The following is a 20,580-nucleotide window of genomic DNA, read 5'->3' on the forward strand; positions in this document are numbered from 1 at the left end:
GTGTTCTTTATTCTGATCAATACATAAAATGCCAAATAAGACTCACAGCCATACATAAAAGGTATGTCAAGCCTGCGCCAGATTCGTTATTTCCTGAAAGTAGCCGAGTTGGGGGGCTTTACTCCGGCGGCTGATGCCTTGTTCATCGCCCAGCCCGCGCTGAGCCGGCAGATTGCCCAATTGGAGTCCGAGCTGGGTTTTCCCCTGTTCGAGCGCTTGCCGAGAGGTGTGCGTCTGACGCCGGGCGGTGCGCTCTATCGAACCCGCATGTTGGCGATTCTCGATCAGCTCGACGCCGCCGCCGAGGCGGGGCGGGATGTGGCGCTGGGCGCGGGCGGGGTGCTGCGCCTCCTGCACTCGAGCTCGATCCCAGTGCCGGCCTTTCTGCCGACCCTGCAGCACATGTTGGCCGCGATACCCCGACTACGCATCGACCTGGACCGCCTGTCCTCGGAACAGCAACTGGCGGCCCTGGAGGCGGGGCAGGCCGATCTGGGCCTGATCAGGCTACCCGTCTTGCGGCGGGCGCCGAGTCTGCAGGTCTTTCCCCTGGCCGCGGAAGCGCTGTACGTGATTGCGCCATCCGGGCATTGGCTCGCGGCGGAAGCGGGGACGACGCTGGCCGCGCTGGCCCAGGAGCCTTTTGTGTCAGCCGTGCATCGCGAGCGCGGTGGCTTGGCGCGGCGGGTCAGCGAACTGTGTGCGCAGCGCGGCTTCGTGCCGAGGCTGGCGCCGGTGATTTCCCGCAAGACGGCCATGCTGGACCTTGTGGCAGCGGGATTGGGCATTGCCATTGTGCCTGCGGGCCTGGCGGAGATGGCTGCGCCATCCTGCGTCCGTTGCCCGCTGACCGATCCGGACGCCATGGCCGAACGGGCCGTGGTGCTGCCCGCAGCCGCCACGCCGCTGGCCCGGCGTTTTGTCGAGGTGCTGCTCAGTGAGGTCGGGACAAAATAGCCTTGTTTTAGCCGTCGACCGTCGGCGGTTTTATTGCAGCGTGCCTTCAGCCGCCAGGGTGCGGATGACACGGACACAGTCGAGGTCCGACTGCTGGTAGGCCGACTTGATGTACTCGATGTACGCCTGTTCTTCCGGATTGGCTGCCGCCGCAAAGGTCGTCGTGTAGGCAAAGCGCAGGAAGAGGACCTCGGGTTCCGGTTCCTCGATGGTGATGGTCAGGCTGCCGCCGGCGTGGTGTTCGCTCGGCAGCACTTCAAAGCAGACCCACTGTTGTTCCGCCTGGGTGACGCGGTCATGAATCACGGCTGCGCCGAAATCAAGGCGGCGCAGCAGGTGATCGGCGTGACGTTCGACGATGGTGCAACGCTCCAGGCCCGGCAGGAAGGGCGTAGCGTCTTCGATGCGATGGCACAGGCCCGCCCAGAGTTGGTCGCGGCTCAGGGTTTCAACCAGCGGATTGCTGAGGTCGTTGATCTGGATGAGGTGTTCGAAATTCATGGGCCGATGTTAGCATCCCGCCCATGCAACTCGAACGTATTCTCCAGAAACATGGCTTCGGCACGCGTAAAGGCTGCCGGGCATTGGTTCGCCATGAGCGCGTCGCGGTCAATGGCGAGATGTGTGATGACCCGTTTGCCGACATCGACACCGATGGCCTGGTCCTGACGGTCGACGGTGTGGATTGGCCTTATTTGGAGCAGGCCACGCTGATGCTCAACAAGCCGGCCGGCTATGAATGCTCGCGCAAGCCCCAGCACCACCTGGGCGTGCTCGAACTGATTCCGCCGCAGCTGCGTGAGCGGGGCGTGCAGCCGATCGGACGCCTGGACGAGGACACGACCGGCCTCCTGCTGATCACCGACGACGGCCAACTCAACCACATCCTGTCTTCCGGCAAGCGTAAAGTGCCCAAGGTCTATCTCGCCACGACCAAGCATCCGGTCGATCAGGCGCAGATCGATCAACTGCTTGCCGGGGTGCTCCTGAACGACGAGCCCGAGCCGATTGCCGCCGCCGCCGCCGAGATTGCCGATGAATGCCTGATCCGGCTGACCCTGACCGAGGGCAAGTATCATCAGGTGAAGCGCATGGTGGCCGCAGTCGGTAACCGCGTCGAAGCGCTGCATCGCGAGTCGATTGGCAGCCTCAGCGTGCCGGCGGACCTGAAACCGGGCCAATGGCGCTGGTTGACCGCCGCCGAACTCGAACAGCTGGTGAACTCCGCATGACCCTGACCGAAATGCGCTACATCGTGGCGCTCGCCCGCGAGCGTCATTTCGGCAAGGCGGCGGAATCCTGTCATGTCAGCCAGCCGACGCTTTCCGTGGCCCTCAAGAAAGTCGAAGGGCAACTCGGTGCACCGTTGTTCGAGCGGACAGTGAGCGATGTGCGCATTACGGCGCTTGGCGAGCGCATCGTTGCGCAGGCGCGCCGGGTTCTGGATGAGGCGGTGAAGCTGGAGGAAATTGCATCCAGCGTGGGGGATCCGATGAGCGGCCAGCTGCGCGTCGGCATCATCTACACCATTGCGCCCTATCTGCTGCCGCAATTCATCCCGGCCCTCAACCGCGCCGCGCCGAACATGCCGCTGTTCCTTAAGGAAGACTTCACCGGCAACCTGATTCCCGCGCTCAAGGCCGGCGAACTCGATGTCATCGTGATCGCCCTGCCATTCAGCGAGCCGGGTCTGGTCGCCCAGCCGGCCTATGACGAGCCTTTCCGCGTCGTGGTGCCGGCCGCGCATCCCTGGGCCAGCCGCGATGCGGTGCCGGCCGACGAACTCGATGGACAGAATCTGCTCCTGCTCGGTCAGGGCAACTGTTTCCGCGATCAGGTACTGGAGTCCTGTCCACGCCTGACGGCACCGGATGCGCTGGATAATTCGCTCGAAGGCAGTTCGCTGGAGACCATTCGCTACATGGTGGCGAGCGGTGCCGGCGTGGCCGTGATGCCGAGTACGGCGGCCGATCCGCTGACCGAGCGTGAGCCGATGGTGAAGGTGCTGCCCTTTGCCGGGACCTCCCCGCTGCGGACAGTCGGTCTGGTCTGGCGCGTGACCTTCCCGCGTCCGCAGGCGATCGATGCGGTGCGTGCTGCGCTGTTGTCCTGCGATTTGCCAGGTGCGGCCTCCCGCCGCTGAGCCGGTAGTTTCACGTGAAACAGCGTATCCGGCAGGATGCGCTGTATGTCATTGAAATGGATTGAATCTCGCTGCGATTCGGGCGGCGAGATTGTCGGGAACTTTTTCCCGGAAGATGGTCGAAGGCGCTCCAACCAACTATAAATTATCCGGAGTTGACCATGGACGAACTGTCCTCCCTGGGTCTGGTCTTTGCTGGCCTGATCATCGGTCTGGCCTGCCTGATGGCCGCCAAGCTGGCTTCCAAGTCCGCTTACCACTAAAAAGAAAGCCGGGAATTTCCCGGCTTTCTTGTTTTGGGGCAGTCGCTTATTCAGCGGCTTCCGGTTCGGCTTTCTTTTTCGCTGCTGTTTTCTTTGCAGCGGGGGCCTTCTTCTCGAATTCGAAGCCGACCTTGCCCTTGTCCAGCACCAGATAGGCCGAGAACTTCCGGCGCGTACGGTTGGAGACGAATTCCTTCAGCAACTCGGTCTTGCCTTCGGCCAGCAGCTTTTGCATCTGGGCAGGCTCGATCGGTTGTTGCAGGATGATCTTGCCCGAGCGGAAATCGCAGGATTTACCCGGTCCGACCGATTTCTCGCAGACATAGGTGGTGCCGTGGTCAAACACGCCTGAGGCGCACTTCGGACATTTGCCGAGGGCAGTCTGGGCGGAAAAGTCGACCGGTTCGGCATCCGCGTCATCCGCTTTGTCCTGTCCGAAATCGAACTCCGGCAGATGATCGGCGTTGAGCTTGATGGCGGCGGCAAAGCTGCGGCCCATCTTGTTGCGGAAACCGGTCAGCGGACCGACCTGGCCTTCGGTGAGCAAGGCCTCGATTTCGGCTGGTTCGTACTGTCGGCCGGCGACGATTTTCCACAACGCGTAGTCGCAGGCGCCGCACTGGAATTTCTTGTAGGTCTCGCGGATCTGGCCGCCGCATTTGGGGCAGGGGGCTTCCAGCACACCAAAGTCGCCCGGAATGGTGTCGGCTTCGTAGCTCTTGGCACGTTCGACCATGTGGCGGGTCATTTCGGCGATTTCGCGCATGAATTCTTCGCGGGTGAAGTCACCCTTTTCAATGCGGCCGAGCTTCCATTCCCAATCGCCGGTGAGTTCGGGCTGGGTCAGTTCATTGACGCCCAGGCCGGTGAGCAGGGTCATCAGCGAGAAGGCCTTGGCGGTCGGGATCAGTTCGCGACCTTCGCGCAGCATGTACTGCTCGCCGATCAGGTTTTCGATGATCTGGGCGCGTGTGGCTGGCGTGCCGAGGCCTCGGCCGGCCATGGCCGCCTTGAGCTCTTCGTCATCGACCATCTTGCCGGCGCCTTCCATGGCGGAGAGCAGGGTGGCTTCGCTGTAGCGCGGGGGCGGCTTGGTTTCGTTGGCCTTGACGGTAACCGCGTCGGTTTTGACCTTTTCGTCCTTGTCGACCGCAACCAGATTGCCTTCGTCGCCGCTCTGGCCTTCCTTGCCATGCACGGCCAGCCAGCCCGGATTGACCAGCACCTTGCCTTCGGTCTTGAAGGGATGGCCTTCAACGCGGGTGATGCGTGTGGTCACGAGGTATTCGGCCGCCGGGAAGAAGACGGAGAGGAAGCGCTTGACGACGAAGTCGTAGAGTTTCTGCTCGGCCTCGTTCAGGTTCTTCGGTGCCTGAGTGGTCGGAATGATCGCGAAGTGATCGCTGACCTTGGCGTTGTTGAAGATCCGCTTGTTGGGCATGACCCAGTTGCGGGCAATGATCTGGTGCGCGAACGGGGCGTAGCGGGCGAGCAGGACTTCGTCGCTGCCTTTGCCGGCGCCTTCGCCGGTGAGCATGGTCATCGTCTGCTTGACGGTGGCCAGATAGTCTTCGGGCAGGCAGCGGGAATCGGTACGCGGATAGGTCAGGACCTTGTGCTTTTCATACAGGGCCTGGGCCAGGCCGAGCGTGGTCTTGGCCGAGAAACCGAAGCGTGAGTTGGCTTCGCGCTGCAGACTGGTCAGGTCGAAGAGCAGGGGCGACAGGCGGGTTTCCGGCTTGGCCTCTTCGGTCACGACCCCCGGCTTGCCGCTGGTCGCGGCACGGATGGCCTCGGCCCGCTTTTCTTCCCAGAGGCGGTCGGCACGGGCGTGCTCGTCATCGTCCTTCTTGAAATTTTCGTCGAACCACTTACCGGCGTATTCCCCGGCGCGGGCGGCGAAATTTGCTTCGACTTCCCAGTAGCTGCGGGCCTTGAAGTCGCGGATCTTGCGTTCGCGCTCGACCACGATGGCCAGCGTCGGCGTCTGTACGCGACCGACGGTGGTCAGGTGGAAACCACCGGTCTTCGAGTTGAAGGCGGTCATGGCGCGCGTGCCGTTGATGCCGACCAGCCAGTCGGATTCGGAACGGCAGACGGCGGCATCGGCCAGGCCCTGCATCTCGTGACCGGCACGCAGATGGGCAAAGCCATCGCGGATCGCTTGCGGCGTCATCGATTGCAGCCAGAGGCGCTGCACCGGCTTTTTGGTGGCGGTGCTCTGGGCGATGTAGTTGAAGATCAATTCACCTTCACGTCCCGCGTCACAGCCGTTGATCAGGCCCTCGACATCCTTGCGCTTGATCAGCTTGGTGAGCAGCTTGAGGCGGGATTCGGTCTTCTCGATCGGCTTCAGCGCAAAGTGCGGCGGAATCACCGGGAGGTGTGCAAAGGACCACTTGCCACGCTTGACCTCGAATTCTTCCGGGCAGGCCAGTTCCAGCAGATGGCCGATGGCGGACGAGAGGACGTAATCGTCGCTTTCGAAATAATCGTCGTGCTTGGTGAACCCGCCCAGCGCCTTCGCGATGTCGGCGGCGACAGAGGGTTTTTCAGCAATGATCAGCTTTTTGGTCATGGGTCTTGCCTGTTGAGGTGCCGGGGCATGATAAGTGCGGCTTGCGCGGCTTGGCAAGCTGTCTACTTATAGGGCGGGCTTCAATCGAGGCGCTGGTAGCGGTTGCCGGGCAGGGGGGCGACGTGTCCCGCGAGTTCAAGATCCAGCAGGTTTGTCAGCAGTTCATCTGCCCCAAGACCGGTCAACTGGGCCAGCTCATCAAGCAGCAACGGGCCGTGGGCCAGCGCTGTCAGGATGGGGCCCTCGTCGAGGGGCGGCGCGCCGGAATTACCGGCCTCGGGTAGGGTTGACCGTCGGGGATCAGCCGCCAGCTCTTCCAGAATGTCTTCCGCCGTTTCAACCAGTTTGGCGCCTTGCTTGATCAACTGGTGGCAGCCGCGGGCGACCGGCGAATGGATGGAGCCGGGGATGGCAAAGACCTCGCGCCCTTGGTCCGCAGCCAGGCGTGCGGTGATCAGCGAGCCACTCTCCGGCGCCGCTTCCACCACGAGTACCCCCCGTGACAGGCCGGCAATGATGCGGTTGCGGCGGGGAAAGTTGGCTGCCTGGACCGGGGTGCCCAAGGGGAATTCGGAGAGGAGGGTGCCTTCTTCGGCGATGCGCAGGGCCAGCTCGCGGTTTCTGGCCGGGTAGAGGCGATCGATGCCGGTGCCGATGACCGCGACGGTCATGCCCGCTGCGGCCAGTGCGCCCCGGTGTGCCGCGGCATCGATGCCCAGGGCCAGGCCGCTGGCGATGCACCAACCCTGGCCTGCGAGGGCCTGCGCAAAGTGCTCGGCGGTGCGTTCGCCCATCGGGGTGGCGTTGCGGCTGCCGACAATGCCCAATGTGGGGACATTGAGTGTGTCCAGACGTCCTCTGGCATAGACTACGGTGGGCGGGTCCGGAATTTCCAGCAAGGCCTGTGGATACGCCGCATCCGCCAGCGTCAGGATGTGGTGGTCGGGCAAATCCGCCCAGCGCAGGGCGGCATCGATGGCCGCGGTGGGTGGGGCTGTAGTGAGCAGTTCGGCGCGTTTGCCGATGAGGTTGCGACAGGCTGCCGGATCAGCCTCGAAAATGGCCTCCGGCAGGCCAAAGGCGGCAAGCAGCTTGCGCTGCGATTCGCCGCCCAGGCCGGGGATCAGGGTCAGCCGCAGCCAGGCGGCCAGCCCGGCATCGTGGCTCACGGGTTGCGGACAGCGTCGCCGATAATGACCGACTTGGAGGATTCGAGCACGAGGGCGTAGGCCACCCGGTCAAAGACGCGGAAGACGAAGGCCAGGGCATAACGTTCTTCCGGTACCGGGGTCTCGACCCGACGCACGTTTTCATCGAAGGAGATCGAAGCACGCTTGCGGAAGAGGGCGAGCACATGCCCGACCTCCAGCCCATTGTCGCTGCCGCGGTTGAGGCTGACGACCGACCCGGCGCCGCCTTCGCGCAGGCCACCGTAAATGCTCATGATCTTGGCTTCGATTGCCTGCTCCGGCTTGTGCGGGGCGTAGGCCATGATGTTGGCGGGGGGCGCCGGCAGCAGGCGATCGCCGCGTCCGATTTCTTCCTTGGCAACGGTCAGGCGGATCGCGGCGGGGGCACCCGGCTGGATCAGTTTGGCATTGCCGAGGAAGTAGGCTTCATGACCGATGACCTGTTTGGTCTCCGGGTCGACGAGCGGCTTACCGGGGCGGAAAATCTGCCAGTTTTCAACAGTGGCATCAGGGATGTTGGTGACAAAGGCGGTATCGCCGGCACCCATCAGCATGCGGTCTTCCTGGGCGGCGATGATGCGCGGCAGCGTATCGTGTTCGCCCGGTTCAATGACCAGCGGGCGGGACAGGAAGGGCTCGATGACATTGGGGGGAATGCTGGGCAGGGCCTCGCGGATGGTCTGGCTGTGCACTTTGGGCTGCAGTTTTTCATCACGGCTGACCACCGGCTTGGCAATGCGCAGTCGTGGCGTGTCGCCCGAGCGGTCGAGGACGATGATGTCGCCCGGATAGATCAGATGCGGGTTCTTGATTTCGTCCTTGTTGAGCTGCCAGACTTCCGGCCAGCGCCAGGGTTGTTGCAGGAACTTGCCGGAGATGGCCCAGAGCGTGTCGCCGCGAACGACAATGTGGCGGTCCGGCGGATTGTCGACGAGCTGCAGGGGCTCGGCGGCGCTGGCGCAAGCGGCCGTCACGGCCAGGATGAGCGCGGATATAATGCGGACCATAGTCGTAACCTCACGTGCCGGTTGGAACGCAAGGCTGTCGTTGTTGTCTCATGACAACGGGCCCGACGCGTTCCATATCTCTAGAATTGCTTTGGATTCTGCACGTAATGGCCTGATCGGGCAAGCTTTCATACCGGATTTAACATGGCACTTTTACCCATTTTGCGTTTTCCCGACCCCCGCTTGAGAAAAGTGGCGGTCCCGGTCAATAAAATTGACAATGGCATCAAGAAGCTGGCGGCGGACATGGCTGAGACCATGTACGAGGCACCCGGCATCGGCCTGGCGGCGACCCAGGTGGATGTCCATCAGCGTGTGGTGGTCATCGATATCTCCGAAGAGAAGAATGATCTGCTGGTGCTGATCAACCCGGAAATCACCGAGATGGATGGCCTGGCGATCGGCGAGGAAGGCTGTTTGTCCGTCCCGGGCATCTACGACAAGGTCGAGCGGGCCGAGCAGGTGGCCGTGCGTTATCTGGACCTCGATGGCCAGCAGCGGGTGCTGAAGGCGGATGGCCTGCTGGCGGTGTGCATCCAGCATGAGCTGGATCACCTGAACGGCAAGGTGTTTGTCGACCACCTCTCCCAAATGAAGCAGGGCCGCATCAAGACCAAACTGGCGAAGCAGGCTCGGGTGACGGCATGAAGGTGATTTTCGCCGGGACGCCGGAATTTGCCGCTCAGGCGCTGGATGCGATTCTTGCGGCAGGCCATGAGGTACCGCTGGTGTTGACCCAGCCGGACCGGCCGGCCGGGCGTGGCATGGCTTTGCAGCCGTCGCCGGTGAAACAGCGGGCCGTGGCGGCCGGGATCGAGGTGTTCCAGCCTTTGAGCCTGAAGGATGCTGAGGCACACGCCAAGGTGGCTGCCCTCGCGGCCGATGTGATGGTGGTGGCGGCGTATGGCTTGATTTTGCCGCAGGCGGTGCTGGATCTGCCCCGCTTCGGGTGCCTGAACATCCATGCTTCCCTGCTGCCGCGCTGGCGTGGGGCGGCACCGATCCAGCGGGCCTTGCTGGCCGGCGACGCGGAAACCGGTGTCTGCATCATGCAGATGGAAGCCGGCCTGGATACCGGCCCGGTCCTGCTCTCGGATGCGTTTCCGATTGAGGGAGACGACACCACGGCCAGTCTGCATGACAAGCTGGCGGCGCTCGGTGCGCGTCTGATCGTGGATGCCTTGGCGCGCTTGCCGCTTCCGGCTGTTTCCCAGCCGGCCGAGGGGGTGACGTATGCCCACAAGATCGAGAAGGCGGAGGCGCTGATTGACTGGTCGCGTTCGGCTGCCGAACTTGATCGTCACCTGCGCGCGTTCAATCCCTTCCCGGGGGCGCAGGCGCGGTTTGCCGGACAGACCGTCAAGCTGTGGGCCGCCAAACCGGTGGCCGGGCAGGGTGAAATCGGCACGATTTTGAGCGTCGACCGTGACCGGATCGTCGTGGCCTGCGGTGATGGCGCGCTGGCGGTCAGCGAATTGCAGAAGGCCGGGGGCAAGCGCTTGCCGGTGCAGTCATTTCTGGCCGGCCATCCGCTCAAGGTTGGGGATCGCTTCGACCTCGCCTGATCAACGGGTGTGCTGAATCAGATACGGAGGTGGCCGCGTGCCACCTCTTTTTTGTCTACGCTGCCCGGGGCGAAATGGGCCAGGACGGTATCGAACAGGCGGCGGGCTGCCGTGCTGTTATCGCCGCTGTAGTTGCAAACATAGAGATCGACGGTCACGGCGCGCAGTTCGGGCCAGGTATGCACCGCCAGATGAGACTCCGCGAGGACCACGGTGCCGGTGACGCCGGCGGGTTCGCCATCCGGCGAGGTGAAGGCATGAAACAGTTCGCCGACCACCGTCAGTCCGTGACGGCGACAGGCGTCGGCGCAGAAGTGCGCCAGCATCGCGCGGTCAAGCAAATGCGCTGCAGGGCAGGTGCAGTCGTGGAGGTCGGCAATCAGGTGGAGACCGTGCATGCCAATATTCTAAGGTGTTCCACGTGAAACGCGCTCGTGCACGATCTGATCCAGCAGGGCCGCCAGGCGCCAGCCTGCCTTGACCAGCTGCTGTTCGGCCAATTGCCGGCTGGCGGCCGTAAAGGCCGGGTCGATCAACGGCAAAAGACTGCCTTGGCGTGTCGGGTAGGCGTGTGCGAGCAGCTGATGGGTCTCATCGCGCCAACTGGCGGCCGCCGAAGGGCGAGGCCGTGGATAGGTCGCGAGCAGCCAGGCCGCTTTTTCATGCAGGCGCTGGCCGCGCAAGCCGCTGGGTCCGGGCAGGTCATCCCAGAACTGGTGGAGGTTGCCAAAGGGTTTGCGTGGGCGATTGTCGAATTCCACTTCATACAGATTTCCCCCCTCGTCGCCGTGCTTGCCCACGTGCAGGGGCTGATGCACGTCGCCGACCAGATGCACGAGCCAGGGCAGGGCCCAGGGCAGGATGAGGGATTCCGGGGTGTTTCCGGCGGTCGACCGCAGGCGGGCCGTCAAATCGAGGATGCGCGTATCGAGTTCGCCCGCCACAACCCGACCCTGCGCATCGAGATCGACGTAATGCCAGCGCTTGCGGCGGGCAGTCTCGGGTAGCCCGGGCACAGGTGGTGTCGCGCGCTCGCGGGTTTCATCATGGAAGCGGGGGTCCTGCCGGATGTCATCCGGCCAGGTGGCTGCTTCGGCAAAAAGATCGACGGCAGCATTCTCGCGGCCACTTTGGCGCCCTTTTTCCTGCCAGCGTGCGACATCCGGGTGGCGGGCCAGCTGGTTGCTGACCCACTCGCGCGTGGCCGGTTGCATGTGTTGCCAGGCCATCACGGCAATCAGGCGATGGCCTGCGCCGTTCCAGGCCATGCTGGTGCCGGGCAGGCTGAGGCCCAGTACGAGCAGCGTGGTCAGACAGCGGCGAAAGTGGAGAAAGCGGCGTAGAGAAAGGCGCATCGCCGCATTATGCCGCGTGCGATAATCGACGCCTATGTCCCGTCTGCCTTACACCTCCCTGGCCTATGCACTGCTGCAGGCCGCCCGAATCGATGCCGCCGTCTTTGCCGGCCAGAGCCTGGCCGAAGGCCTGATCGGCCGCGTCGACGCCGTTGCCCGTCCCGCTGTGCAGGATCTCGTCTATGGCAGCCTGCGCCAGTATGGCCGGGGTGATTTCTTCCTCTCCCGCCTGCTCGACCGTCCTTTGCCGGTTGAGGACGTGCGGGCGCTGCTGCTGGTCGCGCTGTATCGCTTGGAAACCTGGCCCGATGCGCCACATACCGTGGTCGATCAGGCTGTGTTGGCCGCCGGCGAGATCGTGGGCGGGAAATTCAAGGGGCTGGTCAATGCTGTCCTGCGGAATTTTCTGCGTCAGCAGGAGGCCCTGTTGGCGGCGGTCGACACCGATCCTGTGGCCAAAACCCGGCATCCCGCGTGGTGGCTGGCCGAACTGCAGGCCGCGTATCCGGAACATTGGGAAAGCATCGTTCAGGCCGGTAATGCACCGCCCCCGATGGGCCTGCGGGTCAATGTCCGGCGCGCCGAGCCGGCGGCCTATCTGGCACGCCTGGCGGCGGCGGGGATTCAGGGGCATGCCCTGGCCGATGCGGCCATTGCACTGGCCTGGCCGGTGCCGGTCGAACAACTGCCGGGTTTTGCCCAAGGCGAAGTGTCCGTACAAGACCCCGGTGCGCAACGGGCGGCAGCGCTGCTGGCGCCGATGGCGGGTAGCCGGGTGCTGGATGCCTGCGCAGCGCCCGGTGGAAAAACGGCGCACTTGCTGGAGTGTGCGGACCTCGATTTGCTCGCGCTGGATCTGAAGCCGGCCCGTTGCCGCCGCATCGAGGAAAACCTGGGGCGCCTGGGCTTGCAGGCCCGCGTGCAGGCTGCCGACTGTGCCCAGCTTTCCCGCTGGTGGGACGGGCAGCCCTTCGATGCCGTGCTGGCGGATGTGCCCTGTACGGCGAGCGGTGTCGTGCGCCGCAATCCGGATGCCAAGTGGTTGCGCCGTCCGGAGGATATTGCCAGTTTCGCGTCAGCCCAGGCGCGTATTCTGGATGCCTTGTGGCAGGTCGTCCGCCCGGGCGGTAAACTGCTTTATGCAACCTGTTCGGTTTTTCCGGCAGAAAACAGCCAGCAGATCGAGCAGTTCCTGACCCGTACGCCCGCCGCTCAACGCGTTCACGAAGAACAACTGTTGCCCACCGCCGACCATGATGGCTTTTTCTACTGCCTCCTCGAGAAGCATTGCTGAGCGCTGGCGCAGGCTGTTATGCCTGCTGCTCTGGCTGCCGCTGCTCGCCTGGGCCGCGGAGATCGAGGTCAATAATCCGCAATTGCTGGCCAGCGACGACGGCTACGTGCTGAACGCCGATTTTGCCTTCGACCTGAATGCCCGCCTCGAAGAGGCCGTGACCAAAGGGGTGGCCCTGCATTTCGTTGCCGAGTTTGAGTTGGGTCGTCCGCGTTGGTACTGGTTCGACGACAAACTCGTGACGCGCACTCAGACCGTGCGCCTCGCCTATCACGCATTGACCCGGCAGTACCGGGTCACCACCGGAGGCGGCCTGCACCAGTCCTATGGCACGCTGACCGAAGCCCTGCGTGCCGTTTCCCGCCTGCGTAACTGGCTGGTGGTGGAGCGGGGCGACAAGGCCCCCAAAAGCGGCGATACGTTGCAGGCTGCGCTGCGCATCCGGCTCGACTTGAACCAGCTACCACGTCCCTTCCAGATTTCCGCACTCGGTAACAAGGACTGGAATCTCTCGTCGGATTGGAAAATCTGGGCGGCCACCCTGCCTGCCTTGCCGCCGCTCCCGGCGCCAGCAGCAGCGCCGACGCCGGCGGTGGAGACCCGATGAAGCGTCTGTTTGCAGCGGGTGGGGCATTCGTGGCCGCGATTGGCGGGATCCTCTGGTTCCTGCTGCTGATGTCGACGGCGGCCGATACGGTCATTTTTTCGCGTAACTATCCGCTGCTCATCGCGCTCAATGTGGTCCTGGCGCTGGCCATGGTCGGCCTGGTTGGCTGGCAGTTGCGGACGCTCTGGCGTGACTATCAGGCACAGGTTTTCGGGGCGCGCCTCAAGCTGCGCCTGATGCTGATGTTCGGTGTCATCGCGGTGCTGCCGGGGGCGCTGGTGTATGGCGTTTCCGTGCAATTCGTCACCCGGTCCATCGAAAGCTGGTTCGATGTGCGCGTCGAAAAAGCGCTGGAGTCGGGCTTGCATCTTGGCCGTTCCGCCCTCGACTCCCTGCTGGCCGATCTGTCGGACAAAGCGCAGTCGATGGCGGTAGAACTGTCCGACATCAATGAAGGCGCACGGCGTTCCGCGCTGCTGCGCCTGCGCGAAGAAAAAGGCGTGCAGTCTGCGGCCCTGTTCTCGGTCGGCGGGCAGTTGCTCTCCAGTGCCCGCAGCGAACTGGGCGCCTCGCCGCTGCCTGACCTGCCCGATCCCACCCAGCTCAAGCAAGCGCGCTCGACGCGGGTCGTCACCTCGGTGGATGGCGAGGGCGGGCGTCTGTATCTGCGCGTGCTCGTGCCGGTGACTGCGCGCAACATGTTCGAAGAGCCGCGCATCCTGCAACTGATCCACCCGGTGCCCCCGGCGCTCGGGCAGGATGCCGAGGCGGTGCAGGCGGTGTATCGGGACTATCAGGAACTCCAGCTGGCCCGCGAAGGGCTGACCCGGATTTATGCCCTGACCCTGACGTTGACCGTACTCGTTGCCTTGTTTGGCGCCTTTGCGCTGGCCTATTTCATGGCCCGTCGCCTCGCCGCACCCCTGTTCATTCTGGCCGAGGGAACGCAGGCCGTCGCTCAGGGCGACTTTTCACCGCGTCAGGCGGTGTATAGCGGTGATGAGCTCGGGGTGCTGACCCAGTCGTTCAACCGCATGACGCGGCAGCTTGACGATGCCCGCCGGGAAACCGAGCGGCATCGTGCCGAGCTGGAGTCGGCGCGCGGCTATCTCGAATCGATTCTCGCCAATCTCTCGGCCGGTGTCCTCGTTTTTGACCGGCGCTTCGTGTTGCGCACGGTCAACGAAGGGGCGCTCACCATTCTGAACGATGATTTCGACGGTTTGATCGGCGTGACGGTCGATGCCTGGCCGCGCCAGCAAGTGATGGGCAGCTTCATCCGCGAGCATTTTGCCGCGACCGAGGCGATCGAGTGGCAGGCCCAGGTCGAGCTGGAGCGCACGAATGGCATGCCGCAGGTGCTCCTGCTGCGTGGCTCGCGTTTGCCCGAAGCGAGTGGTGGTGGCGATGTCGTCGTGTTCGACGATGTGACCCGCCTGATCGCCGCACAGCGCAGTGCCGCCTGGGGTGAGGTCGCACGCCGCCTGGCGCATGAGATCAAGAATCCGCTGACGCCCATCCAGCTCTCGGCGGAGCGCCTGCAGTTCAAGCTGGCCGACAAGCTGGCCAATGGCGATGCCGACATGCTGGCCCGTGGCACGCAGACCATCATCAATCAGGTGCAGGCCATGAAGCGCATGGTCGATGATTTCCGCGACTATGCCCGTCTGCCTGCCCCGGAACTGGCGCCGCTCGACCTCAATGGTCTGATCGGGGAAGTGCTGGGGCTCTACGAGAGCTCCAGCGCGCAGATCGAGGTCCGCCTGGGCGAGGGGATGGCGCCGGTCATCGGCGATGCCACTCAGCTTCGGCAGGTCATCCACAACCTGCTGCGCAATGCAGAAGATGCCCTGGAAGGCCGCGACGGCGCGATCATCCGGCTCAGCACGGAAACAAGCGGGCGCACCGCCTGCCTGCTGATCGGCGATAATGGGCCGGGCTTCCCGGTCGATCTGCTGCCCCGCATCTTCGAACCCTATGTCACGACCAAGGCACGGGGAACCGGCCTTGGGCTGCCGATCGTCAAGAAAATTGTAGACGAGCACGGCGGCAGCATCGAAATCAGTAATGCACCGGAGGGCGGTGCGCGGATCGAGATCCGCCTGCCCTGTGTGAAGGAGGAGGACGCCAACCATGGCAATCATTCTGGTCGTTGATGACGAAGTCGGCATTCGCGAATTGCTCTCGGAAATCCTGATCGACGAGGGCTACGACGTACGCCTTGCGGAAAACGCCGCGGCGGCACGTGCGGTGCGCAACGAACTGCGTCCGGACCTCGTCCTGCTCGATATCTGGATGCCCGACATGGACGGGATTTCCCTGCTCAAGGAATGGCATGCCGGCGGCCACCTGAACATGCCCGTGGTCATGATGTCGGGCCACGGCACCATCGACACGGCGGTCGAGGCGACCCGGTTTGGCGCCTTCGATTTCCTGGAAAAGCCGATTGCCTTGCAGAAACTGCTGGGCACCGTCCAGAAAGCCCTCAAGCACGATACGCCGCCGGCCCGGCCGCCGCTGACCCTGGAAGCCTTTGGCCGCTCGGTCTTCGTCAAGGAATTCAAGCGCCGCCTCGAACAGGCTGCCGCCAAGTCTTCCCTGCTGCTGCTCAAGGGCGCGGTCGGTGGCATGGCCGAAATCTGCGCCCGCACCCTGCAACCGCCGCGTGCGCCCTGGCTGGATGTCTCCTCGCTGAGCAGTGCGCTGACCCAGGAGATGCTGGAGAAGGTCAGTGGCGGCATCCTGTTCGTGCCGGATCTCGGCGCGCTGGGCAAGATGCAGCAAATGAACCTCGCTTTTGCGGTCGACCGTCTGGACAAGCTCAATTTGCAGCTCGTGGTTGCCACCCTCCGCCCCTTGTCGGCCCTGGCCGAAAGCGGCTGGGACAGCAAGCTGCTGGCCCGCCTGGGCGAGGTCTGGCTGGCGTTGCCGCCGCTCGCCGGGCATGCCGACGATCTGCCGGAAATTGCCGGCCTGCTGCTGACCAATTTTGTCGAGCGGGGCGAAGTGCCGGCCCGCCGGATGTCGACCGGCGCCCTCAATGCGCTGCGCACCCTGCCCTGGAAAAACCATCCGGAAGCGAACTGGAGCGATCTGTATGCGCTGGTTCGCAATCTGGCGCTGACCTCGCTGGATGAGGACATCACGCCGGAGGATGTGCTGCGCGTCATGCCGCAGGAGGCCGAGGAGCAGCGCGAAATCGCCTCCTTGCTTCCCTTGTTCGACCAGCCGCTGCGCGAGGCGCGGGATGCATTCGAAAAACTCTATTTCGAGCATCATCTGCGCCTCGAAGGCGGCAACATGACGCGTCTGGCCGAGCGTTCCGGCCTGGAACGGACACATTTGTATCGCAAGCTCAAACAACTCGATATCAAACTCGGCAGACGCGGCGACGATTAAGCCGCGCACCGAAGGGGAGGGGCAACATGAAGGTGATCATCCTGGGCGCCGGACAGGTCGGCGCCAGCGTGGCCGAAGGCCTGGTCTCTGAAGAGAACGACATCACCATTGTCGATACCGACGGCCAGCGTCTGGCTGTGCTGCAGGACAAACTGGACCTCCGTGCGGTCGTCGGCAATGCCGCGACGCCTTCGGTCTTGCGCGAGGCCGGGGCGACCGATGCCGACATGCTGATCGCGGTGACCCAGAGCGACCAGACCAATCTGGTGGCCTGCAAGCTGGCCCAGAGTGTCTTCAATATCCCGACGCGCGTGGCGCGTCTGCGCGGGCAGGATTTTCTGCAGGATGCCACGCTGCTGGCCCCCGAGAACTTCGCGGTTGATTTTGCCTTGTGTCCGGAACAGGTCATCACGGATTACATCCAGCGCCTGATCGAATTCCCGGAAGCCTTGCAGGTGCTCAATTTCGCCAAGGGCCGGGTGAGCCTGGTCGCAGTCAGGGCCTATGAAGGCGGCCTGCTGGTCGGCAAGCCGATCAAGGAAATGCCCAATTTGCTGCCGCCTGAAATGGATGCGCGCATTGCCGCGATCTTTCGCCACAATCAGGCGGTCTTTCCCGATGGCGAGACCCATATCGAGCATGGCGACGAGGTGTTCCTGCTTGCAGCGGCCGAGCACATCCGTCCGGTTTTACGTCAGTTGCGCCGGATGATGACGCCGGTTCAGCGCATCATGATTGCCGGGGGCGGCAATATTGGCCTGCGTCTGGCCAAGGCGCTGGAGTCCCGTTACGAGATCAAGATCATCGAAGGGCGCAAGGAGCGTGCGGAGTTCATCGCCAACGAGGTCGAGCAGAGCCTGGTTCTGCTCGGCGATGCCACCGATGAAGAACTGCTCGAACAGGAAAACATCGCCGAGATGGATCTCTTCCTGGCGCTGACCAATGACGACGAAGACAACATCATGGCGGGCAGCCTGGCCAAGCGCCTGGGGTGCAAGCGGGTGCTGGCGCTGGTCAATCGCCGGGCCTATGCCGAGATGATCGAAGGCGGGCCGATCGATATCGGGATTTCGCCGGCTCAGGTGTCGATCGGGACGCTGCTGGCCCATGTCCGTCACGGCGATGTGGCCGAGGTGCATTCCCTGCGTCGCGGTGCTGCCGAGGCGCTGGAGCTGGTGGCGCACGGTGATGCCAAGACTTCCAAGGTGGTGGGGCGGCGCATCGAGGAGATTCCCTGGCCTGACGGTGTCACGGTGGCGGCCATCGTGCGCAATTTCGACAAGGCCGTCATTGTCGGGCAGACCGATGACTGGACCTCGATCACCCGCCACGGCGAGGTGGTCATCACGCATCACGACACCGTGATCGAAGCGGGGGACCACGTGATCGTCTTCTGTACGCGCAAGAAGCTGGTCAAGAAGGTCGAGCAGTTGTTCCAGGTCGGTTTCCATTTCTTCTGAGGAGGCGGCCATGACCCGATTTGCCCCGGTGTATCGGGCCTTGGGCATGATCATCATGCTCTTTGGCCTGACCATGCTCGCCCCGCTCATCCTGTCCTATGCCGTGGATGACGGCGCTCAGGCGGTCTACGACGAAAGCTTTGCACTGACGATGTTGTGTGGCGGCTTCCTTTGGTACCGCTTCCGCCGCTGCAAGCGCGAACTGACCATCCGCGACGGATTTTTGATGGTCGTGCTGGTGTGGACCGTCCTGCCGGCCTTTGCCGCCGTACCCCTGATGCTGCAACTGGGCATCAGCCATACCGATGCCTACTTCGAAACCGTCTCCGGCCTGACCACCACCGGCTCCACGGTGTTGAGCAACATCGATCAGCTGCCGATGTCGATCAATCTGTGGCGCCATCAATTGGTCTGGGTGGGCGGTATGGGCTTGATCGTGCTCGCCATCGCCATCCTGCCCCTGCTCGGGATCGGGGGCCGCCAGATGTTCAAGGCCGAGACCCCGGGGCCGATGAAGGACGCCAAGATGACGCCGCGCATCGCCGAAACCGCCAAAGGCTTATGGCTGGTTTATCTGGGGGTGACGGTTGCGTGTGCCATTTCTTTCCGGTTGGCCGGCATGAGCTGGTTCGATGCGATCTGTCACACCTTCTCGACCATGGGTCTGGGCGGCTTTTCGACGCACGATGCCAGCTTCGGGTTTTTCGATTCACCGGCCATCGAAGGTGTCGCCATTGTTTTCATGCTCATCGCCGGGATGAATTTTGGCACCTTGTTTCTGGCGGTCAGCGGTCGTTCGCTGCGGCCCTATCTGCGCGATCCGGAGGCAGGCTGGTTCATCGGTGTCTGCCTGCTGAGCATTCTGGTGGTGGCGATCTACATCTGGAAGGATGGGGTCTATCCCGAGCTGGAAACGGCGCTGCGCCACGTTGCCTTCAATCTGGTTTCGATTGCGACCACCACCGGCTTTGCCAGCCAGGACTACGCGCTCTGGCCGATTTTTGCGCCGCTCTGGATGCTCTTCCTGTCCAGTTTTGCCACCAGCGCGGGGTCGACCGGCGGCGGCATCAAGATGATCCGGGCCTTGCTGCTCTACAAGCAGGTCTATCGGGAACTGCTCCGCGCCATGCATCCGGCCGCCGTCTATAACGTGCGTGTGGGCGGTCAGGTGGCGCAGCAGCCCATCCTCTTCGCCGTGCTTGCGTTCGGTTTCATGTACATGGTCAGCATCGTGTCGCTGACGCTGGTCCTGGCGTTTACAGGCTTGGACATCGTTTCCGCCTTTACCGCCATCGTGGCGAGCATCAATAACACCGGCCCCGGCCTCGGTGTGGTGGGTCCCTCGACCACCTATGAAGTGCTGGAGGATTTCCAGACCTGGGTGTGCATCTTTGCCATGCTGCTCGGCCGCCTGGAGATTTTCACGCTGCTCGTGGTGCTGACGCCGGCCTTCTGGCGCAAATAATCACCGCTCATCCGCGGTTTTCCTGATCCCGCGCAAGTGACCGCGGGACAGGAAAGACGGATAATGGTCGTTTTCTGATTTCCGGCGGAGTTGACCGTGAGCCGACCCAAGAACGATACCTTCCTGCGCGCCCTCCTGAAGGAGCCGACCGATTACACCCCGCTCTGGCTGATGCGCCAGGCTGGCCGTTATCTGCCGGAATACTGCGAGACCCGCAAACGCGCCGGCAATTTCCTGAACCTGTGCAAGTCGCCGACCATGGCCTGCGAAGTCACGCTGCAGCCGCTGGCCCGCTACGATCTGGACGCCGCCATCCTGTTCTCCGACATCCTGACGGTGCCGGATGCCATGGGCCTCGGCCTCTATTTCGCCGAAGGCGAGGGCCCGCGTTTCGAGCGCCCGCTGCGCGAGGAATGGGCGATCAACAACCTGACCGCGCCGGACCCGTACGAGCATCTCGGCTACGTCATGGATGCCGTCGCCGAAATCCGTCGCGCGCTGGATAACTCGGTGCCGCTGATCGGCTTCTCCGGCAGCCCGTACACGCTCGCCTGCTACATGGTCGAAGGCCAGGGCTCCAGCGATTTCCGCCACATCAAGGGCATGATGTACAGCCGCCCGGATCTGCTGCACAAGATCCTGTCCGTGACCACCGAAGCGGTGATCCAGTACCTGAACGCCCAGATCGACTCCGGCGCCCAGGCCGTGATGATTTTCGACACCTGGGGCGGGTCGCTGTCGAACGCGGCCTATCAGGAATTCTCGCTGGCCTACATGCAGCGCATCGTGGCCGGCCTGAAGAAGGAAAAAGACGGTCAGCGCATTCCGAGCATCGTGTTCACCAAGAACGGCGGCCTCTGGCTCGAGAAAATCGCCGCCATTGGCTGCGATGCCGTCGGTCTGGACTGGACCATCGACATCGGCGAAGCCCGCCGCCGCGTCGGCGACAAGGTGGCCCTGCAAGGCAACCTGGACCCGAACGTGCTCTTCGCGCCGCCGGAAGTCGTCGCTGCCGAAGCCAAGAAGGTGCTGGACAGTTTTGGCACCGGCAATACCGGCCACGTGTTCAACCTCGGCCACGGGATTTCCCAATTCACGCCGCCGGAAAGCGTGACGGCGCTGGTCGAGGCCGTGCATTCGCACAGCCGTCTATTGCGTAAGTAATAGGTCATAAATCGGGGTAAAAACTTGACTTATGCACAGCAGTTTGTGCCCCGCGCCACCCGGCCCTTGCTTCCCGCACTGGCCGGGTGTGTTTTTTCCAGGGCCTTGAATGACAAGGCTTTCCAACCGGTCT

Annotated in this window: 18 protein-coding genes; 12 read left to right on the forward strand and 6 right to left on the reverse strand. The window is 63.3% G+C overall.

The features are described 5' to 3' along the window. Nucleotides 1–63 precede the first annotated feature (63 nt). Nucleotides 64–957 carry a LysR substrate-binding domain-containing protein gene (locus tag AACO21_RS01600; protein ID WP_346190724.1) on the forward strand — a complete coding sequence of 298 codons (894 nt, stop codon included), beginning with the start codon at nucleotides 64–66 and terminating at the stop codon, nucleotides 955–957. A 30-nt stretch (nucleotides 958–987) separates the two neighbouring features. Here AACO21_RS01600 and AACO21_RS01605 read toward each other — a convergent pair whose 3' ends face one another. Then, nucleotides 988–1,458, reverse strand: a complete 471-nt coding sequence (locus AACO21_RS01605) for an SRPBCC family protein (RefSeq protein WP_346190725.1) — start codon at nucleotides 1,456–1,458, stop codon at nucleotides 988–990. A 23-nt stretch (nucleotides 1,459–1,481) separates the two neighbouring features. Here AACO21_RS01605 and AACO21_RS01610 point away from each other — a divergent pair, with 23 nt between their 5' ends. Beyond that, on the forward strand, nucleotides 1,482–2,189 hold the full coding sequence (locus AACO21_RS01610) for a 16S rRNA pseudouridine(516) synthase (RefSeq protein WP_346190726.1): 708 nt from the start codon (nucleotides 1,482–1,484) through the stop codon (nucleotides 2,187–2,189). Then, nucleotides 2,186–3,100: a LysR substrate-binding domain-containing protein gene (locus AACO21_RS01615; protein WP_346190727.1), complete on the forward strand. Its 915-nt coding sequence runs from the start codon at nucleotides 2,186–2,188 to the stop codon at nucleotides 3,098–3,100. Before AACO21_RS01610 ends, AACO21_RS01615 begins: the two co-directional genes overlap by 4 nt. Nucleotides 3,101–3,409: 309 nt before the next feature. On the opposite strand, the gene AACO21_RS01620 is transcribed toward AACO21_RS01615, so the two are convergent. The 3 genes from AACO21_RS01620 to AACO21_RS01630 all read right to left on the reverse strand — a co-directional run bounded on the left by AACO21_RS01620 (nucleotide 3,410) and on the right by AACO21_RS01630 (nucleotide 8,138). Beyond that, nucleotides 3,410–5,941, reverse strand: a complete 2,532-nt coding sequence (locus AACO21_RS01620; RefSeq protein ID WP_346190728.1) for a DNA topoisomerase III — start codon at nucleotides 5,939–5,941, stop codon at nucleotides 3,410–3,412. Nucleotides 5,942–6,021: 80 nt separating this feature from the next. Continuing rightward, the gene (gene dprA, locus AACO21_RS01625) at nucleotides 6,022–7,110 is read right to left on the reverse strand and encodes a DNA-processing protein DprA (protein ID WP_346190729.1); all 1,089 of its coding nucleotides are present in this window, start codon (nucleotides 7,108–7,110) and stop codon (nucleotides 6,022–6,024) included. Beyond that, a complete protein-coding gene (locus tag AACO21_RS01630; RefSeq protein WP_346190730.1) occupies nucleotides 7,107–8,138 on the reverse strand; it encodes a LysM domain-containing protein in 1,032 nt (343 codons plus the stop codon). Before AACO21_RS01630 ends, dprA begins: the two co-directional genes overlap by 4 nt. Nucleotides 8,139–8,282: 144 nt before the next feature. On the opposite strand from AACO21_RS01630, the gene def reads away from it, so the two are divergent. Both def and fmt read left to right on the forward strand, forming a co-directional pair. Continuing rightward, nucleotides 8,283–8,786 (forward strand): peptide deformylase, encoded by a 504-nt coding sequence (gene def, locus AACO21_RS01635; protein ID WP_346190731.1) that lies wholly within the window; start codon nucleotides 8,283–8,285, stop codon nucleotides 8,784–8,786. Beyond that, the gene (gene fmt, locus AACO21_RS01640; RefSeq protein WP_346190732.1) at nucleotides 8,783–9,703 is read left to right on the forward strand and encodes a methionyl-tRNA formyltransferase; all 921 of its coding nucleotides are present in this window, start codon (nucleotides 8,783–8,785) and stop codon (nucleotides 9,701–9,703) included. Before def ends, fmt begins: the two co-directional genes overlap by 4 nt. 17 nt (nucleotides 9,704–9,720) lie before the next feature. On the opposite strand, the gene speD is transcribed toward fmt, so the two are convergent. Both speD and AACO21_RS01650 read right to left on the reverse strand, forming a co-directional pair. Continuing rightward, nucleotides 9,721–10,101 (reverse strand): adenosylmethionine decarboxylase, encoded by a 381-nt coding sequence (gene speD / locus AACO21_RS01645; RefSeq protein WP_346190733.1) that lies wholly within the window; start codon nucleotides 10,099–10,101, stop codon nucleotides 9,721–9,723. A gap of 9 nt (nucleotides 10,102–10,110) precedes the next feature. After that, nucleotides 10,111–11,058, reverse strand: a complete 948-nt coding sequence (locus AACO21_RS01650; protein WP_346190734.1) for a S1/P1 nuclease — start codon at nucleotides 11,056–11,058, stop codon at nucleotides 10,111–10,113. 34 nt (nucleotides 11,059–11,092) lie between these two features. On the opposite strand from AACO21_RS01650, the gene rsmB reads away from it, so the two are divergent. The 7 genes from rsmB (at nucleotide 11,093) to hemE (ending at nucleotide 20,447) form a co-directional block, all read left to right on the forward strand. Then, entirely contained in the window at nucleotides 11,093–12,352 is a 1,260-nt protein-coding gene (gene rsmB, locus AACO21_RS01655) for a 16S rRNA (cytosine(967)-C(5))-methyltransferase RsmB (protein ID WP_346190735.1), read from the forward strand. Beyond that, nucleotides 12,315–12,959 (forward strand): DUF4390 domain-containing protein, encoded by a 645-nt coding sequence (locus AACO21_RS01660; RefSeq protein ID WP_346190736.1) that lies wholly within the window; start codon nucleotides 12,315–12,317, stop codon nucleotides 12,957–12,959. The genes rsmB and AACO21_RS01660 overlap by 38 nt, the downstream gene beginning before the upstream one ends. Beyond that, the gene (locus AACO21_RS01665) at nucleotides 12,956–15,115 is read left to right on the forward strand and encodes an ATP-binding protein (RefSeq protein ID WP_346190737.1); all 2,160 of its coding nucleotides are present in this window, start codon (nucleotides 12,956–12,958) and stop codon (nucleotides 15,113–15,115) included. The genes AACO21_RS01660 and AACO21_RS01665 overlap by 4 nt, the downstream gene beginning before the upstream one ends. Next, entirely contained in the window at nucleotides 15,093–16,358 is a 1,266-nt protein-coding gene (locus tag AACO21_RS01670; RefSeq protein WP_346190738.1) for a response regulator, read from the forward strand. The genes AACO21_RS01665 and AACO21_RS01670 overlap by 23 nt, the downstream gene beginning before the upstream one ends. 26 nt (nucleotides 16,359–16,384) lie before the next feature. After that, the gene (trkA, locus tag AACO21_RS01675; RefSeq protein WP_346190739.1) at nucleotides 16,385–17,818 is read left to right on the forward strand and encodes a Trk system potassium transporter TrkA; all 1,434 of its coding nucleotides are present in this window, start codon (nucleotides 16,385–16,387) and stop codon (nucleotides 17,816–17,818) included. A gap of 10 nt (nucleotides 17,819–17,828) precedes the next feature. Continuing rightward, nucleotides 17,829–19,283: a potassium transporter TrkG gene (locus tag AACO21_RS01680; RefSeq protein ID WP_346190740.1), complete on the forward strand. Its 1,455-nt coding sequence runs from the start codon at nucleotides 17,829–17,831 to the stop codon at nucleotides 19,281–19,283. A gap of 96 nt (nucleotides 19,284–19,379) precedes the next feature. After that, a complete protein-coding gene (gene hemE / locus AACO21_RS01685) occupies nucleotides 19,380–20,447 on the forward strand; it encodes a uroporphyrinogen decarboxylase (protein WP_346190741.1) in 1,068 nt (355 codons plus the stop codon). The last annotated feature ends 133 nt before the right edge of the window (nucleotides 20,448–20,580 follow it).

The organism is Dechloromonas sp. ZS-1 (assembly GCF_039649255.1).
Lineage (GTDB): Bacteria > Pseudomonadota > Gammaproteobacteria > Burkholderiales > Rhodocyclaceae > Azonexus.